Source organism: Pseudomonas sp. 32_A (assembly GCF_017490905.1).
In the GTDB taxonomy this organism is placed as follows: domain Bacteria; phylum Pseudomonadota; class Gammaproteobacteria; order Pseudomonadales; family Pseudomonadaceae; genus Aquipseudomonas; species Aquipseudomonas inefficax.
This window is the reverse complement of the sequence record NZ_JAFGYI010000012.1, coordinates 72410-93775: the sequence shown is the minus strand read 5'-3', so window position 1 is coordinate 93775 and position 21366 is coordinate 72410. Positions and strand designations below refer to the sequence as shown.

Below are 21366 nucleotides of genomic sequence, written 5' to 3'. Positions count from 1 at the left end.
CTTGTTGCCAGCGACCTTGGGGCAAGCGGCCCTACTACCAAATGACGAGAGCCCCGCTGCCAACGATGCATTCGCCCGGCAGGCGGGGCTTTTTACCATCGGCTCATCGCCTGTCGCCGGACAGGCATCGACCCACAGAGGCTCAGCATGATCTACGCACAACCCGGAACCCCAGGCGCCATCGTGTCCTTCAAGCCACGCTACGGCAATTTCATCAATGGTGAATTCGTGCCGCCGCTGGGCGGCCAGTACTTCACCAACAGCTCGCCGGTCAACGGCCAGCCGATTGCCGAGTTCCCGCGCTCTGGCGCCGAGGACATCGAGCAGGCCCTTGACGCCGCCCATGCCGCTGCCGAGGCCTGGGGCAAGACCTCGGTGCAGGACCGTGCCCTGGCGCTGCTGAAGATCGCCGACCGTATCGAGCAGAATCTTGAAGTACTGGCGGTTACCGAAAGCTGGGACAACGGCAAGGCCGTGCGCGAAACCCTCAACGCCGACGTACCGTTGGCGGCGGACCACTTCCGCTACTTCGCCGGCTGCATCCGCGCCCAGGAAGGCGGCGCCGCCGAGATCAACGAAGGCACCGTGGCCTACCATATCCACGAGCCGCTGGGCGTGGTCGGGCAGATCATCCCATGGAACTTCCCGCTGCTGATGGCCGCCTGGAAACTCGCCCCGGCACTGGCCGCCGGCAACTGCGTGGTGCTCAAGCCAGCGGAGCAGACGCCACTGTCGATCACCATTTTCGCCGAGCTGATCGCCGACCTGCTGCCGGCAGGCGTGCTGAACATCGTCCAGGGCTTTGGCCGCGAAGCTGGCGAAGCCCTGGCCACCAGCAAGCGCATCGCCAAGATCGCCTTCACCGGCTCCACCCCGGTGGGCTCGCACATCATGAAGTGCGCGGCCGAGAACATCATCCCGTCCACCGTCGAGCTGGGCGGCAAATCGCCGAACATCTTCTTCGAAGACATCATGCAGGCCGAGCCCGCGTTCATCGAAAAGGCAGCCGAAGGCCTGGTGCTGGCGTTCTTCAACCAGGGCGAAGTGTGCACCTGCCCGTCGCGGGCGCTGATCCAGGAGTCGATCTACGAGCCGTTCATGGCCGAGGTGATGAAGAAGATCGCCAGGATCACCCGTGGCAACCCGCTGGACACCGAGACCATGGTCGGCGCCCAGGCCTCTGAGCAGCAATACGACAAGATCCTTTCCTACCTGCAGATTGCCCGGGAGGAGGGCGCGCAGCTGCTCGCCGGTGGCGCAGCCGAACGGCTCGACGGCGACCTGGCCAGCGGTTACTACATCCAGCCGACCCTGCTCAAGGGCAACAACAGGATGCGCGTGTTCCAGGAAGAGATCTTCGGCCCGGTGGTGGGCGTGACCACCTTCAAGGACGAAGCCGAAGCGCTGGCGATTGCCAACGACAGCGAGTTTGGCCTGGGCGCGGGGCTGTGGACCCGTGACATCAACCGTGCCTATCGCATGGGCCGTGGGATCAAGGCCGGGCGCGTGTGGACCAACTGCTATCACCTGTACCCGGCGCATGCCGCGTTCGGTGGCTACAAGAAGTCCGGGGTGGGCCGCGAGACCCACAAGATGATGCTCGATCACTACCAGCAGACCAAGAACCTGTTGGTGAGCTACGACATCAACCCGTTGGGCTTCTTCTAAACCGCGTCGCGGCCTTCGCGGGCTCGCCCGCTCCCACACGTATTGCACTGGTCTTGAAACTTGTGCAGTCCCTGTGGGAGCGGGCGAGCCCGCGAAGAGGCCGGCACTGCAACAGCCAAATCCACAGTGATCCGCTGCCCCCTACCAACGCACCCCGCAAACCTGTCCCAAAGTAGCATTCGGCCCCGTCGCCCCTCGTGCATTAATGCCTCTACCGGAATCGCCCGGCACCAAGAAGAGGAATGCCCCATGTGGACTAAACCCGCCTTTACCGACCTGCGCATCGGCTTCGAAGTGACGATGTACTTCGCCAATCGTTGATGCCTGTCCGGCCATCACCACGATGGCCGGGTCTTCACTGAGCAAGCCTGTTGTGAACCTGATCGATCGCGAACAAGCCCTGGCCTTGCGCAAGGGCTTTCGCCTGCGCTGGGAGCCGCACCAGGCGTGCCATGTGCTGCTGTACCCCGAGGGCATCATCGAGCTCAACGCCAGCGCCGGCTGGGTGCTCGAATTGCTGGACGGCCAGCGCAGCGTGGCGGCTGTCATCGACCGTCTGGCCCAGCGTTTTCCCGGTGTGCCGGGGCTCGACGAGGACATCCTGGCGTTCCTGGAGGTGGCCCGTGCCAAGTACTGGATCGAATGAGCCGTGGTCACGCTTTGGTCTGGTTGCTTTCGCTACGGGATGCTTTACGCTGGCGGTTACCTTCCAGAACAATAAGAACAGGCTTCCCGATGAGCCAGAGTTTCAGCCCGCTTCGCAAGTTCGTTTCGCCCGAGATCATCTTTGGTGCCGGCTGCCGGCACAATGTTGCCAATTACGCCAAGACCTTCGGTGCGCGCAAGGTGCTGGTGGTCAGCGACCCCGGTGTGATTGCCGCCGGTTGGGTGGCCGACGTGGAGGCCAGCCTGCAGGCCCAGGGCATCGACTACTGCCTGTACAGCGCCGTATCGCCCAACCCGAGGGTCGAAGAGGTGATGCTCGGTGCCGAGATCTACCGGCAAAACCATTGTGATGTGATCGTCGCGGTCGGCGGCGGCAGCCCGATGGATTGCGGCAAGGCCATCGGTATCGTGGTGGCCCACGGGCGCAGCATCCTCGAATTCGAAGGCGTGGACATGATCCGCGTGCCCAGCCCGCCGCTGATTCTGATCCCGACCACGGCCGGCACCTCGGCGGACGTGTCGCAGTTCGTGATCATCTCCAACCAGCAGGAGCGCATGAAGTTCTCCATCGTCAGCAAGGCGGTGGTGCCGGATGTGTCGCTGATCGACCCGCAAACCACCCTGAGCATGGACCCGTTCCTGTCGGCCTGCACCGGTATCGATGCGCTGGTGCATGCCATCGAAGCCTTCGTTTCCACCGGCCACGGCCCGCTCACCGATCCCCATGCGCTGGAGGCCATGCGCCTGATCAACGGCAACCTGGTGGAAATGATCGCCAACCCGACCGATATCGCCCTGCGCGAGAAAATCATGCTGGGCAGCATGCAGGCAGGGCTGGCGTTTTCCAATGCGATTCTGGGTGCGGTCCATGCCATGTCGCACAGCCTGGGCGGGTTCCTCGACCTGCCGCATGGCTTGTGCAATGCGGTGCTGGTGGAGCACGTGGTGGCGTTCAACTACAGCTCGGCGCCGGAGCGTTTCAAGGTGATTGCCGAAGTGCTGGGTATCGACTGCCGCGGCCTCAACCATCGGCAGATCTGCGCGCGCCTGGTCGAGCACCTGATCGCGCTGAAGCATGCCATTGGCTTCCACGAAACCTTGGGCCTGCATGGGGTGCGCACGGCCGATATCCCGTTCCTGTCGCAACATGCGATGGATGACCCGTGCATCCTCACCAACCCGCGTGCGTCGAGCCAGCGTGATGTCGAGGTGGTTTATGGCGAGGCCCTCTGACGAGCAGCAACGGGCGCTGGCCGGGCTGCTGGGGCTGGGCGACCACTCGGCGCGCAAGAGCCATTACCCAGAGCTGGCGGCGCGCCTGGACGAGCTGGAGGCCGAACGCAACCGCTATAAATGGCTGTTCGAAAACGCCGTGCACGGGATTTTCCAGGCCAGCCTGCAAGATGGCATGCGTGCCGCCAACCCGGCGTTGGCACGCATGCTCGGTTACGATAACCCGCAAGCGTTGCTGTTTCCGCTGACGGACCTTGCCGCCAACCTGTTTGTCGGCGGGGCCGAAGAGCTGCACGCCATAACCGCGACCCTCGCCCGTGAACGCAGCCTGCACGGCTATGAAACCCGCTTGCGGCGCAAGGACGGCAGCCACCTCGATGTGCTGATGAACCTGTTGCTCAAGCCCGGGCAGGAAGGGCTGGTGGAAGGGTTTGTCGCCGACATCACCGAACGCAAGCTGGCCCAGCAGCGCCTGCAGCAACTGAATGACGAACTCGAGCAACGAGTGGCCGCCCGCACCGATGAACTGCTTGAGGCCAACCGCAACCTGCAACAGCAGATCGCCGAGCGCAAACAGATCGCCCGCGCCCTGCGCGATGCCCGCGATGCCGCGGAAACCGCCAACCGCAGCAAGGACAAGTACCTCGCTGCCGCCAGCCATGACCTGCTGCAACCGCTGAATGCCGCGCGGCTGCTGATTTCGACCCTGCGCGAAAGGCCACTGGCAGAAGCGGAAAAGGTGCTGGTGGAGCGTACCCATCAGGCCCTGGAGGGCGCCGAAGATCTGCTGACCGACCTGCTGGACATTTCCCGGCTCGACCAGGCGGCGGTCAAGCCGGATGTGGCGCTGTACCGCCTCGACGAACTGTTCGGGCCACTGGTCTCGGAGTTCCGCACGGTGGCCGATGCGGCAGGCCTGAAGCTGCGCGCGCGCATTGGCGACTACGCCATCAGTACCGACCTGCGGCTGATGACGCGTATCCTGCGCAACTTTCTCAGCAACGCCTGCCGCTATACCGACGAGGGCAGGATCCTGCTAGGGGCCAGGCGCCGCGGCGATCACTTGCGCCTGGAGGTGTGGGATACCGGGCGGGGCATCGCGGCGGATCGGCTGCAGGCCATTTTCCTCGAGTTCAACCAACTGGACGTAGGCCGCGCCGCCGACCGCAAGGGCGTGGGCCTGGGGCTGGCGATCGTCGAGCGGATCGCCAAGATTCTCGGCTACCGCATCGAGGTGCGTTCGTGGCCGGGGCGTGGCTCGATGTTCAGCATCGACGTGCCGATCGGCGAAGCCATGCCGCTGCCTATCCACCAGGCCGCGCCGCAGCCGGGCGCCGGCAACCCATTGCCGGGCCGCCGCCTGCTGGTACTGGACAACGAAGTGAGCATCCTCGAGAGCATGGGCGCGCTGCTCGGGCAGTGGGGCTGCGAAGTGGTTACCGCGACCGACCAGGCCGGGGCCTTGCTGGCCTTGCAGGGGCGGGCACCGGAATTGATCCTGGCGGATTTTCACCTGGACCACGGTGTTGTCGGCTGCGAGGTGGTCAGGCACTTGCGCGAGCACTTTGGCACCGCCATTCCGGCGGTGATCATCACCGCCGACCGCAGCGATCAGTGCCGACGCTCCCTGAACAAACTTGGCGCGCCGTTGCTGAACAAGCCCGTCAAACCGGGGAAGTTGCGTGCGGTATTGAGCCAGTTGCTGGGCTGAAGCCTCAATCCATTCGCAAGCGATCCTCGTACCCTGTGGGAGCGGCTTTAGCCGCGAAGAATCCAACGCGGTGCATGGCACCGGCTGCGCCGGTGTTCGCGGCTAAAGCCGCTCCCACAGGGTCCTTGCTGACTCAATGAGTTATGTGCAGTTTCATGAGAGCATCCTTGTGCTGCTCCTACAGGGGGGCATAGTGCCAGGTGGCTGTTCCCGAAATGGGACTCAGTGTTGCGGATGTCAGCCTGTCGCGGCTCTGCCTGGCTGGCTACCTTACCGGGGCGCACAAGCACTGGGAGCGCGACCTTGCTCTCAAGTACCAGGTACCAGCCGGCCCGGCGAAGGACCTGTCGCTGACCCTGCGCTGGGCAACGCATCGCGAGGGTGATGGCTATACCGCGCCCGGTAATACCCGCGGCAACTCCAGCGCCGATGAGTACCGGTTGATCGTCGATTACCCGATCAGCCTGTTCTGATTGCGTGATGAGCGTCGACCACGACGCACAGGCCCGTTCCAGGGCACCTCGGTCGCGTAATGCTTCACTGCGCCTCGCACGACTCCTGCGAAGGCACACCGTAGGACACGTAATACGCCAACCCCACGAAGATCGCCCCACCCACCGCATTCCCCAGGAACACGGCCACCAGGTTCTCCGCCAACTGCCCCCAGCTCAGGTAGCCGGCAAAAATCGCAGCCGGGATCAGGAACATGTTGGCAACCACGTGTTGGAAACCGATGGCGACGAACGCCATGATCGGGAACCAGATGCCGAGAATCTTGCCGCTCATTTCTCGGCTGGCATACGACAGCCACACTGCCAGGCACACCAGCCAGTTGCAGCCGATGCCGGAGACGAAGGCGTGAAGGAAGTCGGCGTTGGTCTTGCTGGTCGCAGCCGCAAGCACCTTGTTCAGGTAGGCCCCCTCGGTCAGGCCCAGCAGGTGCCCGAAGCACCCGGCAACGAACAGTGCACCCAACATGTTGGCTACCGTCACCAGCAGCCAGTTGCGCGCCACGGCGCCTGGGCCGATACGTCGGGCGAACATCGCCAAGGGCAAGCTCATCATGTTGCCGGTGAGCAGTTCTCCACCGGCCAGAATCACCAGGATCAGGCCGATGGGGAATACCGCGGCGCCCAGCAGTGTGCCGAACGAGGCCCACTGTGCCGGGATCATGGTGCTGACGTGGATAGCCAGGAGAAACCCCAGCGAAATGAATGCACCTGCGAGAAACCCCAGGACCAGTGTCGCCTGGGTGGATAGATGGGCTTTTTTGACGCCGCTCTCGATGACAAGCTCGGTGATACGGGTGGGGCTATTGACGGACATTTCGGAAACTCGAACACAGTGACGGCGACTACAGCGGGTAGGCTCGCCGTGGTGGGGCTTTAACAGTACGGGGATAGACTGCGCAGTCGGCCCAGCGGTGTAACGCACACCTTTGGGCCAACTTCGAAGAGGGCGGCAAGCTACATGAGGCAATTTGACGCGGTCAAATCGATGGGATGGATGAACTGATAGATCGTGTCGATGACGTTCGCCAATCAGCGTGCGTAAATCTGTTTCCCGGCAAACCAGGTCTGCACCACTTGGGTATCGCGCAGTGTTTCGGCATCGACGTCGAGCACGTCGCGGTCAACCACGATCATGTCGGCTTGCTTGCCAACCTTGAGCGAACCGATCTGCTGCTCCAGGCGCATGGTGCGGGCGGCGTTGAGGGTATAGGCCTGGAACATCACCTGGCGGTCGATGGCTTCAGATGCGTTGAGCACGCCTTTGGGGCCCTTGCGGCTGATGGCCTGGTAAATCGCTTGCCAAGGGTCCGGGGTGGTGATCGGCCAGTCGCTGGCGCCTGCAATGGTAGCGCCATGCTTGAGCAGCGAACGTGCCGGGAAGGTGTGCATGAAGGCCATGGCATTCACGTACGGCTTGACCAGTTCCATGTTCGATTGGTCGGCGCTGGCCCAGTACAGCTGCATTGCTGCAATCACATCGAGCTGTTTGAAACGGGCGTATTCCCTGGGGTTGACCATCTGCAAGTGAGTAATGGAGTGGGGGATGCCGCTGTGGCGATCACGCCGGGCCTGCTCGATGCCGTTGAGCGCCTCGCGCACGGCGCGGTCGCCGATGGCATGCACATGCACCAACCAGCCACGGGCATCGGCGGCGCTGACCAGTTCGCCAAAGTGTTGCGGGTCCAGCAGCAGTTCACCGTGCTTGCCGGAGTTGCTGTAGGGCTCGAGCATCGCCGCCGTCTGCGCTGGCGCTTCGGCAACGCCGTCGGCAAACACCTTGATGCCTGGCAGGGTAAGGTTGCGAACGCCGAGAAATTGCTGACGAACCTTGTCCAGTTCGTCCAGGTCGGCAGCGCGGGCCCTGGAATCGGCCATCAGCAGGGCGGCGACATGGGCGGTCAGCTCGCCACGCGCGGAGAGGTCCTTGTACACCGGCAGCACGCCCAGCGAATGGTTGTTCACATCGGCCCCCGGCAGCTCGTTGGCCAGCGGGTCCATCCAGCCGGTGATGCCCAGCTGCTTGTAGTGGTCAAGGGCCATGCGCCCTGCGCTCAGCAGGGTAGCGTGGGGCAGCGGGGGCAGCAGGTCGGTCACCGGGTAGTAGCTGGCATCGGCGAGGAAACCGTTTGGTGTGCCGTCCGGGTGTTGGCCAATGGTGTTGCGTGCCTCGGCAGGCAGGGCAGCGATGGTATCGGCATCGATTGCGGCACGCTTGAGCATGGCCTGGTTAGCCCAGCCGGTGTGCATGTCGTTGGCAGCGAACAGGATCGGTTGCGCGGCCCATTCGCCGTGGTTGAAGCGCTGTTCCAGCGCAGGGATGTCATTCCAGTAGGTGCCCGGTACACCACCGACGACAAGGAACTCGCCGCGCACGGCTTTGCCGTCGCTGCGCCATTGCTTCAGGCGCCGCTCCAGTTCGTCCAGGGCGACCTGCTCGCCTGCCAGGTCGGCCAGCACCAGTTGCAGGCCACCCTTGATGGCATGCGAGTGGGCGTCGAGCATGCCAGGCATCAGTACCTTGCCGCCCAGGTCGATGACCCGGGTGCCTTCAGCCTTCAGGCGTAGCACGGCCTGATCGGAACCTACCGCGACGATTTTCTCGCCTTCGACGGCCACGGCCTGCTGCAAGGGCTGGCCGGGCTCGGCGGTGTAGACCTTGGCGTTGTGCAGGATCAGGTCCACTGCCGCGAAACCCGGTGTGCACGTGCAGGCCAGGCCGGCGCTGATTGCCATTTTCAGGAGCTGCTTCATGCTGTGCCTCGTTCTTGTCGTGATGGCGCCGCAGCCTAGCCAAGGGGGCAAGGGCGGAAAAAGGCGAGGGCAGGCACAACTTTTTTTGCCATCGGGAAACAATCCCCAGCCATCGATTGCCAAGGCGCAAACAGCGGCCTTCGCCGTGCCTATTCAAATTGCCCGCATTTGCGGGTTTGATAGCGAGGGGCAGATACTCGCCACCTTCGCATTGCCCCCACCGTTTGTGCCGAACAGGAAGAAACCATGGACAAGATGATGGCCCTGACCATCTTCGTCGCTGCTGCCGAACACGGCAGCTTCAGCCGTGCGGCCGAGCAACTGGGCAAAACACCGTCTGCCATCACCAAGGCTGTTGCGCACCTGGAGAGCGAACTGGGCGTGCGCCTGTTCGAACGCACAACCCGGCGCATGGCCCTTACCGAGGCCGGTACCTTGTACCTGGAAGGCGCCCGCCAGGCGTTGATGCACCTGCAACGGGTGACGGAGGAAGTGGAGCAGTTGCAGCACGCGCTGCGCGGTACCCTGCGCATCACCGCGCCACCGTCGTTCGGCCCTGCGTTTCTCAACCAGGTGTGCTGCCGTTTCATGCGCGAGCACCCGCAGGTGCGCCTGGAGGTCAACCTCAACGATGCCAACGAGGACCTGATCGATGGCGGCTACGACCTGTCTCTGCGCGACGGCCCCACCGATCAGCCAGAGCTGATCGCCCAGCCGCTGATCGAAAACCGCGTGATCCTATGCGCCAGCCCTGCCTACCTGGCCCGACACGGCGAGGCGATTACCCTGGAGAACTACGCCCGGCACGACTGGCTGCTGCTGCGCCACCCGCTGCTCAACCGCAGCTTCTGGTGGATCGAACACGGCGGCCAGACGCTGCGTGTGCGCCAGCCCACCCCCCGACTGGTGAGCGACAACTTCGACTTCCTGCTGGCCTGCCTGCTCGATGGGCAGGGCTTGCAGTTCGTACCCACCTGGTGTGCCGCCCCCTACCTGGCCAATGGACAACTGGTGGAGGTAATGCCCGATTACTGGCGGGCGCTGAGCGCGTTCGGCCCCTGGGTGCACGTGCTGTACCTGCCGCACCGGCGCAATACCCGCAAGGTACAGGCGTTCATTGCCTTGCTGCATGAGCACTTGCATGGGCAGGAAGTGCAAACACTGGTGCGGGGCTGAGTTTTTCCATCGGGGCACAAAAGTTGTGCGGGTTGTGGCGATGATCGACTGGGGGGGCCTCGCTAGGCTAGCGGTACTTGCCTGACCACCCCGGCCTGTACCAGGAGTTCCCCGCCTTGAAGATCCACACCCATGTCAGCGACATCCGCAACCCCCTCGAGCGAGGCCACCAGACAGGTACGCGCTTCGCCGAGCAGATCCGTACCACCACTGCACTGTATCTGGACTTTTTTCCGCGGGTAGGCGTGCCCTTGAGTGAGGCGCAGCGCATCGGCGAAAACAGCTTGGCCGCCCTGGAGGCCTGGAGCCCGGGCCTGGCCGCTGAAGTGGTCGGCATGGCCAGCGGTGCCGAACTGCCGTTGTGGCAACTGGCGAGTCTGAACGCCCGCACCGAAGTGCTGGCGGCCCGAACCCGCCACAGCGAATGCTCGACCACCGTGCATGCACCCCGTGGCGCACGTGCGCCGCAGACCCTGCAGACCTGGGATTGGCATGACAGCCTGTGCCCCCATGGCCTGATGCTGGCGCTGCACACCGAGCGCGGCATGAACGTCAAGCTGTTCTGCGAGTTCGGCATGCTTGCAAAGCTTGGTGTGAACAGCGCGGGCCTCGGCCTGCACTTCAATATCCTCCACCACGCCAGTGACAACGACAGTGGTGGTGTGCCGGTGCACGCCATCGCCCGGCGTCTGCTGGAGGAAGCCAGCAGTGTCGAGGAGGCCATCGAGTTTGCCCGGTCGGCGCGGGTCAGTGCCTCTACCGTGCTGACAGTGTTCTCCCGCCAGGACAGCAGCCCGCGGGCGGCCAGCATCGAACTGAGCCCCGCGCGCACAGCGTTGGTCCTGCCACGAGAAGACGGCTGGCTGCTGCACACCAACCACTTCCTTGACCCACAACTGAGCCTGGGCGAGCAGGTCGCCGACCGCGCCGATACCCAATGCCGCCTGGGCCACCTTGAGCAGGTGGTCGGCCAGATGGCCAGCGCTGACCTGCGTGCCCGGGCCCAGGCCATGTGTGGCGCCGAGGGCGACAGGGCGCCGATCTGCTTCCACCCGGACTTGGCCATGCCTGATACCGAGCGCTGGGAAACCTTGCTCAGCGTCGGCATCGACACCGAACGCTGTGCCCTGCAGTACGTGGCCGGCACGCCTGTGCAACTGGCCAAGGCCGGCTTCGACACCTTCTGAGCCAACCCGGTGCCGCCAGCCCAAGGCGGCACCGCTGAACGAGAACAACAACAATGCATGCGCAACATTCCCGCCCTGCGTCATCCCGCTCCGCCCTGCGAACCTTCTGCGTCTCCGGCCTGGGGACGGCGCTGGAATTCTATGACTTCATCATCTACGGCACCGCCGCCGCACTGGTGTTTCCCCAGGTGTTCTTCCCGCAGATGGACCACCTGACCGCAACGCTGGTGGCCTTCAGCGCTTTCGGTGCGGGCTTTCTTGCCCGACCGTTGGGTGGCCTGGTATTCGGCCACTTCGGTGACCGCATCGGCCGGCAGAAGGTGCTGGTCGCCACCTTGCTGCTGATGGGCCTGAGTACCTTCCTCATCGGCTGCCTGCCCGGCCATGCCAGCGTCGGCGTGGCTGCGCCGGTGCTGCTGGTGCTGCTGCGCCTGGTCCAGGGCTTTGCGGCAGGCGGGGAGTGGGGTGGCGCCGCGCTGTTCGGCATCGAGTCTGCGCCACCAGGGCGGCGCGGGCTGTGGGGTAGTTTCACAAGCATGGGGATCGGTGTGGGTGGCATCCTCGGGGCTGGAGTGTTCGCCATCGTCAGTGCGGCCTTCGACGACAACCTGGTCGATTTCGCCTGGCGCATCCCGTTCTGGCTGGGCGGCACCTTGGTGCTGATCGGCCTGTACGCGCGCCTGAAGGCACCGGCAGCGGTCACCGCGCCCTTGACCAAGCCCGTACCTGCGCCGTTGGCCGCGGCCTTGCGCCAACGTCCGCGGCAGCTGCTGCTGTGCACCGGGATCGCCTTCGGTTACTGCACCATCGCCTATATCGGCAGCACCTTTTTCCTGACTTACGCCACGCAGGTGGGCTTTGGCAGTACCGACGCGTTGATGTTCGACCTGGCGCTGTCGGTCGCCATCGTGCTGTCGGCGCCGTTTTTCGGTTACCTGTCGGACCGTTTGGGGCGGCGTACGGTAATGGCCTTCGGCGCATTGGCCATGGCCCTGGGGCTGTTCGTGTTCTTTTCCCTGGTGGGCATGAAGAGCTTCGCCGTCGCCCTGTGCGCCTACAGCCTGACCGGCCTGCTGATGGGGGCGACCCAAGGGCCTATCCCGGCCTTCCTCGGCGAGCAGTTCCCGCGCAGCATGCGTTACTCGGGCATCTCGGCCAGCTACCAGATCGGCGCCGCGCTGGGCGGCGGCACTGCATCGAGCATTGCCACGGCCATCCTTATCCTCACCGACCATGACCCGCTGGGCGTGGCGCTGTATGGCGCGGGGGCCCTGGCACTGGTGGCGGTATGTTCGCTCATGCTGCGCGAGACAGCGCGGTTGAGCATGGCGCAGATCGATGAGGAAGCGCCGGGGCACGTGGCGTCTGTGGCTGTGGGCAATCCTTGAGGGTATTTGCACAGCCTGCCATCACCCAGGGCAAATTGAGGGTGCTGGCAGGCTGAAGGCGACAGACGGGGGCTGACAGTGCGTGGCGATCGGACTGGGGCTGGCCCTGGCCTGGCTGATGGCACTTCAGCCACCGCCACTGGCAAAAACGAGTACTGCAAAACGGCGAAATAGAGCATTCAAAGTCACTTGCGAAGTTTGGATCCAGTTGCCTGGTAAAACTTTCCATTCGGTCAAATTACAATAACTTAGCAAACTAACTAACTTCTTTTAGTGTGCCGCCTGTCGGTCGTTTTACTCGAGAAATGAACGATTTGGGTGACGCTGACTCCTATTTGCCAGCAGGTGCCTTCAATGTGATTGCACCTCGCGCCTTTCCCCAGAACATATGGACGTTCAACCTCATCGGCATCGCAGGGATGCTCATGGGGCTTTTTTTTTCCTGAATACTGGAGCAATGCCATGCCAAACCGAGGCTCTTCGGGTGAGCCACCGTGTGTATTGAATAACTATCTGCTTTTTCATTTAACGATTCGAATTTGACTTTGCCGCTGCGATTAAATCGTTCGCACGCCTATTGCAGGGTCATCTAGTGCTAACGCATTACGTGGAGAAAACGTCGTGGAGATTAATACAATTATTAGCCTGTTCGGGCAGAAAGAATCCATGGAGCTGGTGCGGTTGTCGGTGATTTACGTTCATTTACTGGCCTGTTGCATTGCCATTGGCCTGGTATTCGCCAGCGACGCCGAGATGGTCAGGAACTTGTTGAAAGGTCATAAAGAGGCCGGGCATGACAGCAAGCATATGACGAGCTTGCAGAAATCCGTGGGCAATGCCCTGATATTCCTGTGGCTCACGGGTGCCGCAGTGATTGGAATTGACTACCTTGATAAAGGTATGAACTATTTTGCCAATCCGAAACTTCAAGCGAAGGTCATTATTGTCATGTTGCTGACCTTCAACGGCATGTTGTTGCATCGCTATGTATTGCCTGCCCTGCTGAAAGCGGGCAACTTGCTCGACCTGAACTTTGGCGTGAGGATGTTCGCGCTGTTCTCCGGCGCACTGTCGGGTGTGTCCTGGCTGTATGCGGCGATGCTGGGCGTCGGTCGACCACTGGCCTGGAAATACTCCTTGACCGAGTTGCTGCTGGCCTATCCGGTACTGATCCTGCTCGGCTTTGCCATGATGGCTGCCCTGACCCAGTGGGCACGCAGCCGCAGCCAGGCCGAACCGGTTCCAGCGCCTGTCTGGCGGCTGGCAGGCATTCCTGTCTGATTGCCTGAGTAACGCTTCGATTACGCCGCGAACCGGGCAACCTGGTTCGCGGCGAGCTCGTTTCATGCGCAGCATCTGGGCGGCGCGACAGGCCGTGGCGTTGAATTTGAACGTCGCTCAATGGTGGGGCTCTTAATGCAAAGGACACCGTGAGGGCTCCATCATGAGCATTGAACGCAGCATCCCCGAACTCGAGGCCTGGTACGCCCAGTACGACGATATCAGTTACCGCCGTGAGTCGCCGGATGCCTACCACCATGAACTGCTGCGTACCGCCGAGGCCCTGCGTGACGATGGCGCCATCGATTGGGACGACTGGCTGGCACTCAAGGCCTTGGCCGATGACGCCCATGTGCGCGCTCTGGAAGATGCCGTGCAGGCCCATGTCAGCGACCCCGACGCATGAAAGCGCTGAAGATTGCCACGTTCAACATCAACGGCATTCGTAGCCGGCTGCCGGCACTGCTGGCCTGGCTGGAGCGGGAAAGGCCCGACATCGCCTGCCTGCAGGAGCTCAAGGCGGCTGATCAGCAGTTCCCTCGTCAGGCACTCGAAGCGGCGGGCTATGGCAGCCTCTACCAAGGGCAGCCTTCGTGGAACGGCGTGGCCATTCTGTCGCGAGGCAGCGAACCACTGGAAGTACGGCGTGGCCTGCCTGGCATGGAGGATGACAACCAGAGCCGCTACCTTGAAGCCGCAGTGCAGGGGATAGTGGTGGCCTGCCTGTATCTGCCGAACGGCAACCCGCAACCGGGGCCGAAATTCGATTACAAGCTCCGCTGGTTCGAGAGCCTGATCGAGCATGCGAAAGGGCTGCATGGCAGTGGCCATCCCGTGGTGCTGGCGGGCGATTTCAATGTGGTGCCCACCGATATGGACATCTACGACACGCGCTCCTGGATGAAGGATGCACTGCTGCAGCCCGAATCACGCGCGTGTTACCAGAAACTGCTGCGGCAAGGCTGGGTCGATGCCCTTCGCCATCTGTATCCGGACGAACGCATCTACACCTTCTGGGATTATTTCCGCAACCACTGGGCACGCAACGCCGGTTTACGTATCGACCACCTGTTGCTCAACCCCGAACTGGCGCCTTACCTGAAGCGGGCTGGCGTCGATGCCTGGGTGCGTAACGAACCCAAGGCCAGCGACCATGCGCCGGTGTGGATCGAGTTGGGCACGCGTCGCAAGCCGTAGGGCATTTAGAGAAACCTGCACCGTGGCAGGGTGGGCGACCGCCTTCAACTACCGGAGCCACCGCTGGAGCCCGAACCACCAGAGCCTCCGGTTCCGCTACCCGTCCCGCTGCCGCGTTCCGAGCCACTGCGGTCACTACCCGATTGGTCGGTGGTGCCATCGCCTCCAGTCTTGTCGGTATCATTGTTATCGGTTCCGCCAGAGCCCGACCCCATGGCGTCCGCAGGTGTACCGGAGCCTGTTGCCCCGCCTTGGCCGTTCATATGCCCGCTGTCATGCGGCTGCGTGCCAGGGGCACGCTGATCGTTCAGGTCGGTGGCGGCCAGCACCACAGGTGCACTGGCCCCCAGGCACAGCGCGAGCAGTAACGAGTGAGGCAGCATGATCTTCATGGCGATACTCCTTTGCGTATTGGTTACCTTTCGTTCGGCCAGCATTGCCCACGGCCGTGCCGTGAAATCGACGGAATGCATGGAGCGCTGACATGCACGGGGGCTATCCCACGTGAATACTTTGAGGCCCGCGCTTTGATTCCTCTGGCAAGGCCGTGACCTTGATCGCCCGTACCGGTACGGCAAATTTGGCACCGACCTTCGAGAAGCGCTCGAGCAAGTGGAAATTGATCGCTTGCTGGATGTCCATGTACAGGTTGTAGCCGGGGTCCTTGACGATATACACGCACTCGAATTCCAGCGCCTCTTTGCCGAAGCCGCGCAGGTGCGCGCGGTCGAAGCGCACCTGCTGCTGCGCCTTGATCGCTTCCTCGACGATGGCGGGCGCTTTCTTCACTGCTTCGGTTGGCGTGTCGTAGGACAGGCCGAACTCGAACACGATCCGTCGTTCCTGCAGGCGCTTGTAGTTCTGGATGGTGCTGCTGATCATGCTGGCATTGGCCATGACGATCTGCTCGCCGCCCAGGCTGCGGATGCGCGTGGTCTTCAGCCCCACATGTTCAACCGTACCGGCCAGCGGGCCGATGACGATGAAGTCGCCCACCTCGAACGGCTTGTCCACGGCGATGGATAACGAGGCGAACAGGTCGCCGAGGATGTTCTGCACGGCCAGCGCAACAGCGATGCCGCCTACGCCCAGGCTGGCGACGAAGGCGGTGATGTTCACGCCCAGGTTGGAGAGCATCGCCAGCAGCACCACTGACCACAACAGCACCCGCGCGCCCCATGCCGACAGCGTGGCCAGCGCGCTGCCCTGGTTCAATCCGTCGGTGCGGTGCCGGGCGAAATAGCGGTTCAGGCCCAGGCCGATGGCGCGGTTGGCCCACAGCCCGATCTGCAATGCCGCGACCACGAACCACAGGCTACCGACCCGGGTCAGCCAGCGCTCGGGCAGGTCGAGCATGCTCAGGCCTACCAGCAGCGAGGCAAGGAACAGCAGAAAATTGCTGGTACCGGCAAGCACCTTGGCCAGTACCTGGCTGAGCGCGCCGTCATGCTCGGACCAGCGTTTGACCCGACGCAGCATGAAACTGATGGCCGCTCGAGCCACGAGGAATGTCAGCAGGGCTACCGTCAGTGCCAGCAACAAATTGAGAACGGAAACTCCGAACAGTGTGGTATCGGTGAACAACGCGATGATGCGATCACTCATGAGACACGTGCCTCCTTGCGCAAGGATTGGGTGACTGGGAAAGCGGCATTGCCGGCAAGGCAGGCAACGCCACTGCGCAGGCGAGCCTCAGCCGTCGGACTGCTCTTCTGGCGGCACCTGGCCTTCGGGCCAGTCGGGTGCTTCCTGCTCCTTTTCCTGCTCGGGCACAGGCTCGCCTGGGTTGTGCGGTATGTCGTCCAGGTAAGGGTCGGGGTGGTTGGGGTCGATCATGGTCTGGTTCCTCGCTGTCTGGCGTTCAGGCATGATGCCGGGCATTCAGCCCGACTCCGCTGCAGTGTTTTTCTTCCAGCCCCGCAGGTTCATGGCGCACAGGCAAACCTGCAGGAGGATCAGCGCCCAGGCTTGCGCCTGCCACCCCCACACGGCCCACAGCACGTTGCTGCCAATGAAACAGCAGAAACCCAGCTTGCGCCGGCCTGGGCGCCGTGAGCCGATGCACCAGGCGGCAAGTACCGTCAGGGCCATGGCGGGCCATTCAAGAAAGTCGATCCAGGCCTCCATCACGCGGCACGCTGTTCGCCCTTGAGCAGTTTCTTCTGCGCTTCCATGGCCTGGCCGAGCTCATCCAGCTGCTGCTTGCCCAGCAGTTTGCGGGCGGTCGGGAACAGCTCGCTTTCTTCTTCCTCGATATGGTGTTCCAGCAGCTCCTTCATCACCTTGACCCGCCCGGCGAACTCGACGGTGCCGGTCTCGGTCTGCAGCAGGTCCGGCAGCACCAGCGAGTCGACGGTGCGGTGCTCCTCCTTGGCTTCGTAATACATCTTCGCTTCTTCCTTGCCGCCGGCCTGCTTGATCGCCGGGTACAGGATTTCTTCTTCCAGAGCGGTGTGGATACTCACCTCCTGCTTGATGCGCTCGAGCAACTCGGCGCGCTTCTTCACCGCGCGCTCAGTGGTGGAGGAGAGTTCTTCGAGCAGCTTCTTCACCAGCTCATGGTCCTGGATCAACAGATCGATAGCGTTCATGCTGCACCTCTTCAGGGACGGAAAAATCACGGTTGCCTTCGATGGAGTAGGGCGCGCGCACCAAGGTTCAAAGCGGATGATCAACGTACCGGTGTCGCGAAAGATCGGCCCCACAAGGACCCAAGCAGGTTGCACCGGCCACGCAGGGTCATTCCTGCGGGATGATCGAAATCTTGCCGTTGCGCTCGACGATGGCGAACTTGATCTGCCCGACGCTTTCGATACCCTGGCTGTCCCGGGCGGATTCGAGGATGTCGTCTTCGGTCAACCGTGCCCGCCGCATGCGGCGGTGGAGAAAGCGCCCCTGCTCGACGACCAGTGTCGCGTGGCCGTCGAGCAGCCGGGCCAGGCGCCTGGAATTGAGCTTGGCCAGCGACAGGCCGACATCCAGGACGATCAGCGTGGCGATCACCAGCATGGCGTTGGTGAACGAAAAGTCCTCGCCGAGCAATGCCTGCTGGGTTGCTTCGCCGATGATCAGCAGCAGGACAAAGTCGAAGGTGGTGAGGTCTGCCAGCGAGCGTCTGCCGGCCACGCGAAACAGCAGCATCAGCGCGATGTACATGCCTGTCGCACGAAGAATGGAGTCCATGTCGCGCTCCTAGGGGTAGAGAAAGGTCGAGAAATGCACTGCGCTGCCCGGGCCGGCGCTGACAACACCTTCCAGCGTGCCGACGTATTCGCTGCGCAGGGTCAGGTAGAGCGTGGCGATACCCTCTTTGCTGGTGCCGAGCTGGAGCAGAAGCGACCTGCCATGGGAACGCGATACTTGCGGCTCTGGCTGCAGCGTTTCGATGCTGGCTTCGCGTAGCAGGGTGCCCCCGAGCAGCAACATCACAGGCTCACCGGCAGTGCCGCGCACCGTTATGCGCAGGTTGTCGGTGGTGCCGCTGCGGCTGAGGCGCTGATATTCCACATGCACACGGCCGTCTTCACTCATGACCTGGGCATCACTGAGCGGACCATTGCCGAACACCCCGGCCAGGGCCAGCAGCACGACCAGCACCAGGGCATACCACCCCAGCCGTTCGAAACGCCAGACCCGCTGCTGCATGCGCATGTCTTCCTCGACGGGGTGGTGCCTTGAAGCCAGCTCCTCTTCGTCCATGGTCTTGACCCCTCAGGCGCGCTCACCGCGCAGCCAGCGCTGGTGGTAATGGGCCAGGTGCGACAACCCGTAGAGCGCGCCCTGGCGGATTACATCCGCGCGCTCGCCAAAAAAACGCTGGCTGCGCGTGAATACGGCAAAGGGCTCGCCGGCAAAGGCCCAGGCAAAGCACACGGTGCCCGGGGGGATGGCATCCTGTGGCTGCGGCCCGGCGACACCCGTGCTGGCGATGGCAACGGTGGCGTCGCTGTCTTTCAATGCGCCAAGCGCCATCTCCCAGGCGACCGCCTCGCTGGTCAGGCCATAGCGTTCGATAGTCTGTGGGTTGACGCCGAGCAGGCGTTTCTTGGCACTTGGCGAGTACACCACGTAGCCACTTTCCAGTACCTCGCCGGTTCCGGGTACTGCTGCCAGCAGCGCAACCATGGCGCCGGCCGTGCAGGATTCTGCAGTGGTCAGCACCAGCTTGTGGGCCTTGAGGTATTCAAGGGCCTCTATAACAGGGTCGGTTGCCATGGCCGGTCACTCGTGCGTTGTTTTGCGGTGGACGTGTTCTCCGCGGGATTGGTTCATTACTTGTGCGCCACCCATCAATGGCGGGAAAAGCTTCCTGAACTTTGTCCCATCTGCTGGCTTCCTCTGGATAGGAGGTAGGTGGCGCGGACCACGCGCTGTTGCCGGAACAAGCAGAGGAGAAGCGGTCATGACCGAGCCAGTGACGTATTTCTGGATCGCTGTTGCAGCGATCATTCTGTTGCTCGATGTATGGGCCATCGTCAGTGTTTTCCGCAGTGACAAGAGCGATGTGACCAAGGCGATGTGGGCACTGCTGCTGCTGGCGCTGCCCGTTATCGGCCTGGCCATCTGGGGCGTGCTTGGGCCGCGTGGAATCAAGCGCGGTACCGGGCCGTCTTCGCCTGAACATAGCAAGGGTTAGGAGGGGAGATGAGCAAAGAGTCGCAGACACCTCGCAGCGGAACCCAGGGTGAAGAAGAACGGGACAATGATGCGCAACGTCCTGATGGCTCCACTGGCACGTCGCATGATTCCACTGCGCAGAAAACAGCTCGTGATGAAACGCGACACAAGCGTTAAACGGGCCGGCGTGAAGAACTGAATTGGCAAGCGGTCTGCGTACACTGTGGGAGCGGCTTTAGCCGCGAAGAATCCAACGCGGTGCATGGCACCGGCTGCGCCGGTGTTCGCGGCTGAAGCCGCTCCCACAGGGATCGCGCCAGCGTTTGGAAATTGAGCAAGGCAGTTGCTACCCAGGGGTCCTGCTTATTCAATGCGTTATTTGCAGTTCTGTGAGATTACCCAGCCCTTTGGGCTGCGCTGTCGCTTGGAAAAGTGAATTGGCAAGCGGTCTGCGGACCCTGTGGGAGCGGCTTTAGCCGCGAAGAATCCAGCGCGGTGCATGGCACCGGCTGCGCCGGTGTTCGCGGCTGAAGCCGCTCCCACAGGGATCGCGCCAGCGTTTGGAAATTGAGCAAGGCAGTTGCTGTCGCAGGGTCCCTGCTGATTCGATGAGTCATGTGCAGTTCTGTGGGAGCGGGCAAGCCCGCGAACACCGGCGAAGCCGGTGCCCCGAGCCGCGTTGCCTGCTTTGCGGGTAAACCCGATTACCGGATCGATCAGCGCTGGATTCCCCCGAACGCATGGTCAGCGCCCAAGGTGCCAGCGGCAGCGCCCGGCACCAGGATGACCTTGCGGCAGTCGTCCTGCTTCTGGTCGAACAACTTGTAGCCCAGGGCCGCTTCTTCCAGGGCAAGGCGGTGAGTGACGATGAGTTCCGGTTCCAGGCGCCCGGCCTCGATATGCTCGAGCAGTTCCGGAAGGAACTTCTGCACGTGGGTCTGGCCCATCTTGAACGTCAGCCCCTTGTCGAAGGCATCGCCAAACATGAAGGCGTGGATAAATCCCGCATAGACCCCAGGCACGCTGACCACGCCGCCCCGGCGCACCGCGGCGATGCTCTGGCGCAAAGCCTTGCCGCTGCTGCCCTCGATCTTCAGTGTGGTGAGCACCGTTTCGGTGGTGCTGCCTTTGGCCTCGAAACCGACCGCATCGATGACAGCATCCACACCGCGCATGCCGGAGGTAAGGCGGATGATGCTGTCAGCCGGGTCGTCATCCTGCTCGAAGTTGATCGGCACCACACCGTAGGCGTCGCGGGCATACGCCAGGCGGTAGTCGTTGTCGTCGACCATGAAGATCGTCTGGGCTCCCAGCATGCGTGCGCAGGCTGCGCTCAGCAGGCCGACCGGCCCGGCGCCATAGATGGCCACTGTCGAGCCTGGGCCGACCTGGGCATTGGTGACGGCTTGCCAGGCAGTGGGCAGGATATCCGAGAGGAACAGCACCTTGTCGTCCGGCAGGGCGGAAGGCACCTTGAACGGGCCAACGTTGGCCTTGGGCACCCGCACGAAATCGGCCTGGCCGCCGGGCACGCCGCCATACAGATGGCTGTAGCCGAACAAGGCGGCACCTGGCGGAATCGCTTTCTTGTTGATTATTGCGCCACGGCCGGTGTTGGTGGTTTCGCATGCAGCGAACTGGTCGAGTTGGCAGAAGAAGCAGCTGCCGCAGGCGATCACGAAAGGAATCACCACGCGGTCACCGACCTGCAGATTGGTGACCCCGCGACCGGTTTCCTCGACGATGCCCATGAACTCGTGGCCGAAGATATCACCCGGCTCGGTCTGTGGAATCTTGCCGTGGTAGAGGTGCAGGTCGGAGCCGCAGATGGCGGTGGCGGTGACCCGGAGGATAATGTCGTCCTCTTCCTGGATGAGCGGGTCGGGGACATTGTCGACCCTGACGTCCTGGGTTCCGTGGTATGTCAATGCTCTCATGGGTTCATCTCCTGCAGAGGGGGGACCGGATGGTCTATGCAG

Annotated in this window: 25 protein-coding genes; 14 read left to right on the top strand and 11 right to left on the bottom strand. The window is 62.8% G+C overall.

Features of this window, described 5'->3' with window-relative positions; genetic code table 11:
* The first annotated feature begins 147 nt into the window (after positions 1 to 147).
* From J5M58_RS10075 to J5M58_RS10050, 6 genes are all read left to right on the top strand, one after another.
* Complete coding sequence (locus tag J5M58_RS10075; RefSeq protein ID WP_112253860.1) at positions 148 to 1668, top strand: aldehyde dehydrogenase family protein; 1521 nt, start codon at positions 148 to 150, stop codon at positions 1666 to 1668.
* Positions 1669 to 1917: 249 nt separating this feature from the next.
* On the top strand, positions 1918 to 1989 hold the full coding sequence (pqqA, locus tag J5M58_RS10070) for a pyrroloquinoline quinone precursor peptide PqqA (RefSeq protein ID WP_003253598.1): 72 nt from the start codon (positions 1918 to 1920) through the stop codon (positions 1987 to 1989).
* 52 nt (positions 1990 to 2041) lie between these two features.
* A complete protein-coding gene (pqqD, locus tag J5M58_RS10065; protein ID WP_112253859.1) occupies positions 2042 to 2314 on the top strand; it encodes a pyrroloquinoline quinone biosynthesis peptide chaperone PqqD in 273 nt (90 codons plus the stop codon).
* 89 nt (positions 2315 to 2403) lie between these two features.
* Positions 2404 to 3567: an alcohol dehydrogenase-like regulatory protein ErcA gene (gene ercA / locus J5M58_RS10060; protein WP_025339550.1), complete on the top strand. Its 1164-nt coding sequence runs from the start codon at positions 2404 to 2406 to the stop codon at positions 3565 to 3567.
* Complete coding sequence (locus J5M58_RS10055) at positions 3551 to 5278, top strand: NahK/ErcS family hybrid sensor histidine kinase/response regulator (RefSeq protein WP_207878056.1); 1728 nt, start codon at positions 3551 to 3553, stop codon at positions 5276 to 5278. Before ercA ends, J5M58_RS10055 begins: the two co-directional genes overlap by 17 nt.
* A gap of 215 nt (positions 5279 to 5493) precedes the next feature.
* The gene (locus J5M58_RS10050) at positions 5494 to 5751 is read left to right on the top strand and encodes an OprD family outer membrane porin (protein WP_243432280.1); all 258 of its coding nucleotides are present in this window, start codon (positions 5494 to 5496) and stop codon (positions 5749 to 5751) included.
* A 64-nt stretch (positions 5752 to 5815) separates the two neighbouring features.
* Here J5M58_RS10050 and J5M58_RS10045 read toward each other — a convergent pair whose 3' ends face one another.
* Together J5M58_RS10045 and J5M58_RS10040 are read right to left on the bottom strand one after the other, a co-directional pair.
* Positions 5816 to 6604 (bottom strand): formate/nitrite transporter family protein, encoded by a 789-nt coding sequence (locus J5M58_RS10045; RefSeq protein ID WP_112253857.1) that lies wholly within the window; start codon positions 6602 to 6604, stop codon positions 5816 to 5818.
* Between the two features lie 215 nt (positions 6605 to 6819).
* Positions 6820 to 8523 carry an amidohydrolase gene (locus tag J5M58_RS10040; protein ID WP_243432286.1) on the bottom strand — a complete coding sequence of 568 codons (1704 nt, stop codon included), beginning with the start codon at positions 8521 to 8523 and terminating at the stop codon, positions 6820 to 6822.
* 16 nt (positions 8524 to 8539) lie between these two features.
* On the opposite strand from J5M58_RS10040, the gene J5M58_RS10035 reads away from it, so the two are divergent.
* The 7 genes from J5M58_RS10035 (at position 8540) to xth (ending at position 14770) form a co-directional block, all read left to right on the top strand.
* The gene (locus tag J5M58_RS10035; protein ID WP_112253855.1) at positions 8540 to 8800 is read left to right on the top strand and encodes a hypothetical protein; all 261 of its coding nucleotides are present in this window, start codon (positions 8540 to 8542) and stop codon (positions 8798 to 8800) included.
* Positions 8788 to 9717, top strand: a complete 930-nt coding sequence (locus J5M58_RS10030) for a LysR family transcriptional regulator (RefSeq protein WP_112253854.1) — start codon at positions 8788 to 8790, stop codon at positions 9715 to 9717. The genes J5M58_RS10035 and J5M58_RS10030 overlap by 13 nt, the downstream gene beginning before the upstream one ends.
* Before the next feature lie 116 nt (positions 9718 to 9833).
* Positions 9834 to 10904 carry a C45 family peptidase gene (locus J5M58_RS10025; protein ID WP_207878069.1) on the top strand — a complete coding sequence of 357 codons (1071 nt, stop codon included), beginning with the start codon at positions 9834 to 9836 and terminating at the stop codon, positions 10902 to 10904.
* 53 nt (positions 10905 to 10957) lie between these two features.
* Positions 10958 to 12292: an MFS transporter gene (locus tag J5M58_RS10020; protein WP_112253852.1), complete on the top strand. Its 1335-nt coding sequence runs from the start codon at positions 10958 to 10960 to the stop codon at positions 12290 to 12292.
* Between the two features lie 666 nt (positions 12293 to 12958).
* Positions 12959 to 13573 carry a hypothetical protein gene (locus J5M58_RS10015; protein WP_112253851.1) on the top strand — a complete coding sequence of 205 codons (615 nt, stop codon included), beginning with the start codon at positions 12959 to 12961 and terminating at the stop codon, positions 13571 to 13573.
* Between the two features lie 163 nt (positions 13574 to 13736).
* Entirely contained in the window at positions 13737 to 13979 is a 243-nt protein-coding gene (locus tag J5M58_RS10010; RefSeq protein ID WP_003257678.1) for a hypothetical protein, read from the top strand.
* Positions 13976 to 14770 (top strand): exodeoxyribonuclease III, encoded by a 795-nt coding sequence (xth, locus tag J5M58_RS10005; protein WP_112253850.1) that lies wholly within the window; start codon positions 13976 to 13978, stop codon positions 14768 to 14770. The genes J5M58_RS10010 and xth overlap by 4 nt, the downstream gene beginning before the upstream one ends.
* A gap of 44 nt (positions 14771 to 14814) precedes the next feature.
* Here xth and J5M58_RS10000 read toward each other — a convergent pair whose 3' ends face one another.
* The 8 genes from J5M58_RS10000 to J5M58_RS09965 form a co-directional block, all read right to left on the bottom strand.
* Positions 14815 to 15243: a hypothetical protein gene (locus tag J5M58_RS10000; RefSeq protein ID WP_112253849.1), complete on the bottom strand. Its 429-nt coding sequence runs from the start codon at positions 15241 to 15243 to the stop codon at positions 14815 to 14817.
* Between the two features lie 22 nt (positions 15244 to 15265).
* Positions 15266 to 16375 (bottom strand): mechanosensitive ion channel family protein, encoded by a 1110-nt coding sequence (locus J5M58_RS09995; RefSeq protein ID WP_207878054.1) that lies wholly within the window; start codon positions 16373 to 16375, stop codon positions 15266 to 15268.
* 87 nt (positions 16376 to 16462) lie between these two features.
* Positions 16463 to 16606 carry a hypothetical protein gene (locus J5M58_RS09990; protein ID WP_181457403.1) on the bottom strand — a complete coding sequence of 48 codons (144 nt, stop codon included), beginning with the start codon at positions 16604 to 16606 and terminating at the stop codon, positions 16463 to 16465.
* Between the two features lie 45 nt (positions 16607 to 16651).
* Positions 16652 to 16897, bottom strand: a complete 246-nt coding sequence (locus tag J5M58_RS09985) for a hypothetical protein (protein WP_133973432.1) — start codon at positions 16895 to 16897, stop codon at positions 16652 to 16654.
* Positions 16897 to 17361 carry a hemerythrin domain-containing protein gene (locus tag J5M58_RS09980; protein WP_004376291.1) on the bottom strand — a complete coding sequence of 155 codons (465 nt, stop codon included), beginning with the start codon at positions 17359 to 17361 and terminating at the stop codon, positions 16897 to 16899. The genes J5M58_RS09985 and J5M58_RS09980 overlap by 1 nt, the downstream gene beginning before the upstream one ends.
* A 148-nt stretch (positions 17362 to 17509) precedes the next feature.
* Complete coding sequence (locus J5M58_RS09975) at positions 17510 to 17953, bottom strand: DUF421 domain-containing protein (RefSeq protein WP_207878053.1); 444 nt, start codon at positions 17951 to 17953, stop codon at positions 17510 to 17512.
* A gap of 9 nt (positions 17954 to 17962) precedes the next feature.
* Complete coding sequence (locus J5M58_RS09970; RefSeq protein WP_207878051.1) at positions 17963 to 18469, bottom strand: hypothetical protein; 507 nt, start codon at positions 18467 to 18469, stop codon at positions 17963 to 17965.
* Positions 18470 to 18481: 12 nt separating this feature from the next.
* Positions 18482 to 18985, bottom strand: a complete 504-nt coding sequence (locus J5M58_RS09965) for a CinA family protein (protein ID WP_112253843.1) — start codon at positions 18983 to 18985, stop codon at positions 18482 to 18484.
* A gap of 187 nt (positions 18986 to 19172) precedes the next feature.
* Between J5M58_RS09965 and J5M58_RS09960 the strand changes: the two genes are divergently transcribed.
* Positions 19173 to 19406, top strand: a complete 234-nt coding sequence (locus tag J5M58_RS09960; RefSeq protein ID WP_112253842.1) for a PLDc N-terminal domain-containing protein — start codon at positions 19173 to 19175, stop codon at positions 19404 to 19406.
* Positions 19407 to 20103: 697 nt separating this feature from the next.
* Here the strand turns inward: J5M58_RS09960 and J5M58_RS09955 are convergent.
* Complete coding sequence (locus tag J5M58_RS09955) at positions 20104 to 21324, bottom strand: zinc-dependent alcohol dehydrogenase (protein WP_207878049.1); 1221 nt, start codon at positions 21322 to 21324, stop codon at positions 20104 to 20106.
* Positions 21325 to 21366: the final 42 nt, after the last annotated feature.

Bases quoted from the DNA above. Each gene is read 5' to 3' on its own strand.
- ercA (WP_025339550.1), top strand. From the start codon at position 2,404: ATGAGCCAGAGTTTCAGCCCGCTTCGCAAGTTCGTTTCGCCCGAGATC.
- J5M58_RS10050 (WP_243432280.1), top strand. From the start codon at position 5,494: ATGGGACTCAGTGTTGCGGATGTCAGCCTGTCGCGGCTCTGCCTGGCT.
- J5M58_RS10075 (WP_112253860.1), top strand. From the start codon at position 148: ATGATCTACGCACAACCCGGAACCCCAGGCGCCATCGTGTCCTTCAAG.
- J5M58_RS09995 (WP_207878054.1), bottom strand. From the start codon at position 16,375: ATGAGTGATCGCATCATCGCGTTGTTCACCGATACCACACTGTTCGGA.
- J5M58_RS09975 (WP_207878053.1), bottom strand. From the start codon at position 17,953: ATGGACTCCATTCTTCGTGCGACAGGCATGTACATCGCGCTGATGCTG.
- J5M58_RS10015 (WP_112253851.1), top strand. From the start codon at position 12,959: ATGGAGCTGGTGCGGTTGTCGGTGATTTACGTTCATTTACTGGCCTGT.
- J5M58_RS10035 (WP_112253855.1), top strand. From the start codon at position 8,540: ATGCTGTGCCTCGTTCTTGTCGTGATGGCGCCGCAGCCTAGCCAAGGG.
- J5M58_RS10045 (WP_112253857.1), bottom strand. From the start codon at position 6,604: ATGTCCGTCAATAGCCCCACCCGTATCACCGAGCTTGTCATCGAGAGC.
- J5M58_RS10030 (WP_112253854.1), top strand. From the start codon at position 8,788: ATGGACAAGATGATGGCCCTGACCATCTTCGTCGCTGCTGCCGAACAC.
- J5M58_RS10000 (WP_112253849.1), bottom strand. From the start codon at position 15,243: ATGCATTCCGTCGATTTCACGGCACGGCCGTGGGCAATGCTGGCCGAA.
- J5M58_RS09970 (WP_207878051.1), bottom strand. From the start codon at position 18,469: ATGGACGAAGAGGAGCTGGCTTCAAGGCACCACCCCGTCGAGGAAGAC.
- J5M58_RS09985 (WP_133973432.1), bottom strand. From the start codon at position 16,897: ATGGAGGCCTGGATCGACTTTCTTGAATGGCCCGCCATGGCCCTGACG.
- xth (WP_112253850.1), top strand. From the start codon at position 13,976: ATGAAAGCGCTGAAGATTGCCACGTTCAACATCAACGGCATTCGTAGC.
- J5M58_RS10020 (WP_112253852.1), top strand. From the start codon at position 10,958: ATGCATGCGCAACATTCCCGCCCTGCGTCATCCCGCTCCGCCCTGCGA.
- J5M58_RS09960 (WP_112253842.1), top strand. From the start codon at position 19,173: ATGACCGAGCCAGTGACGTATTTCTGGATCGCTGTTGCAGCGATCATT.
- J5M58_RS09980 (WP_004376291.1), bottom strand. From the start codon at position 17,361: ATGAACGCTATCGATCTGTTGATCCAGGACCATGAGCTGGTGAAGAAG.
- J5M58_RS09990 (WP_181457403.1), bottom strand. From the start codon at position 16,606: ATGATCGACCCCAACCACCCCGACCCTTACCTGGACGACATACCGCAC.
- J5M58_RS10055 (WP_207878056.1), top strand. From the start codon at position 3,551: ATGGCGAGGCCCTCTGACGAGCAGCAACGGGCGCTGGCCGGGCTGCTG.
- J5M58_RS09955 (WP_207878049.1), bottom strand. From the start codon at position 21,324: ATGAGAGCATTGACATACCACGGAACCCAGGACGTCAGGGTCGACAAT.
- J5M58_RS10040 (WP_243432286.1), bottom strand. From the start codon at position 8,523: ATGGCAATCAGCGCCGGCCTGGCCTGCACGTGCACACCGGGTTTCGCG.
- J5M58_RS09965 (WP_112253843.1), bottom strand. From the start codon at position 18,985: ATGGCAACCGACCCTGTTATAGAGGCCCTTGAATACCTCAAGGCCCAC.
- J5M58_RS10010 (WP_003257678.1), top strand. From the start codon at position 13,737: ATGAGCATTGAACGCAGCATCCCCGAACTCGAGGCCTGGTACGCCCAG.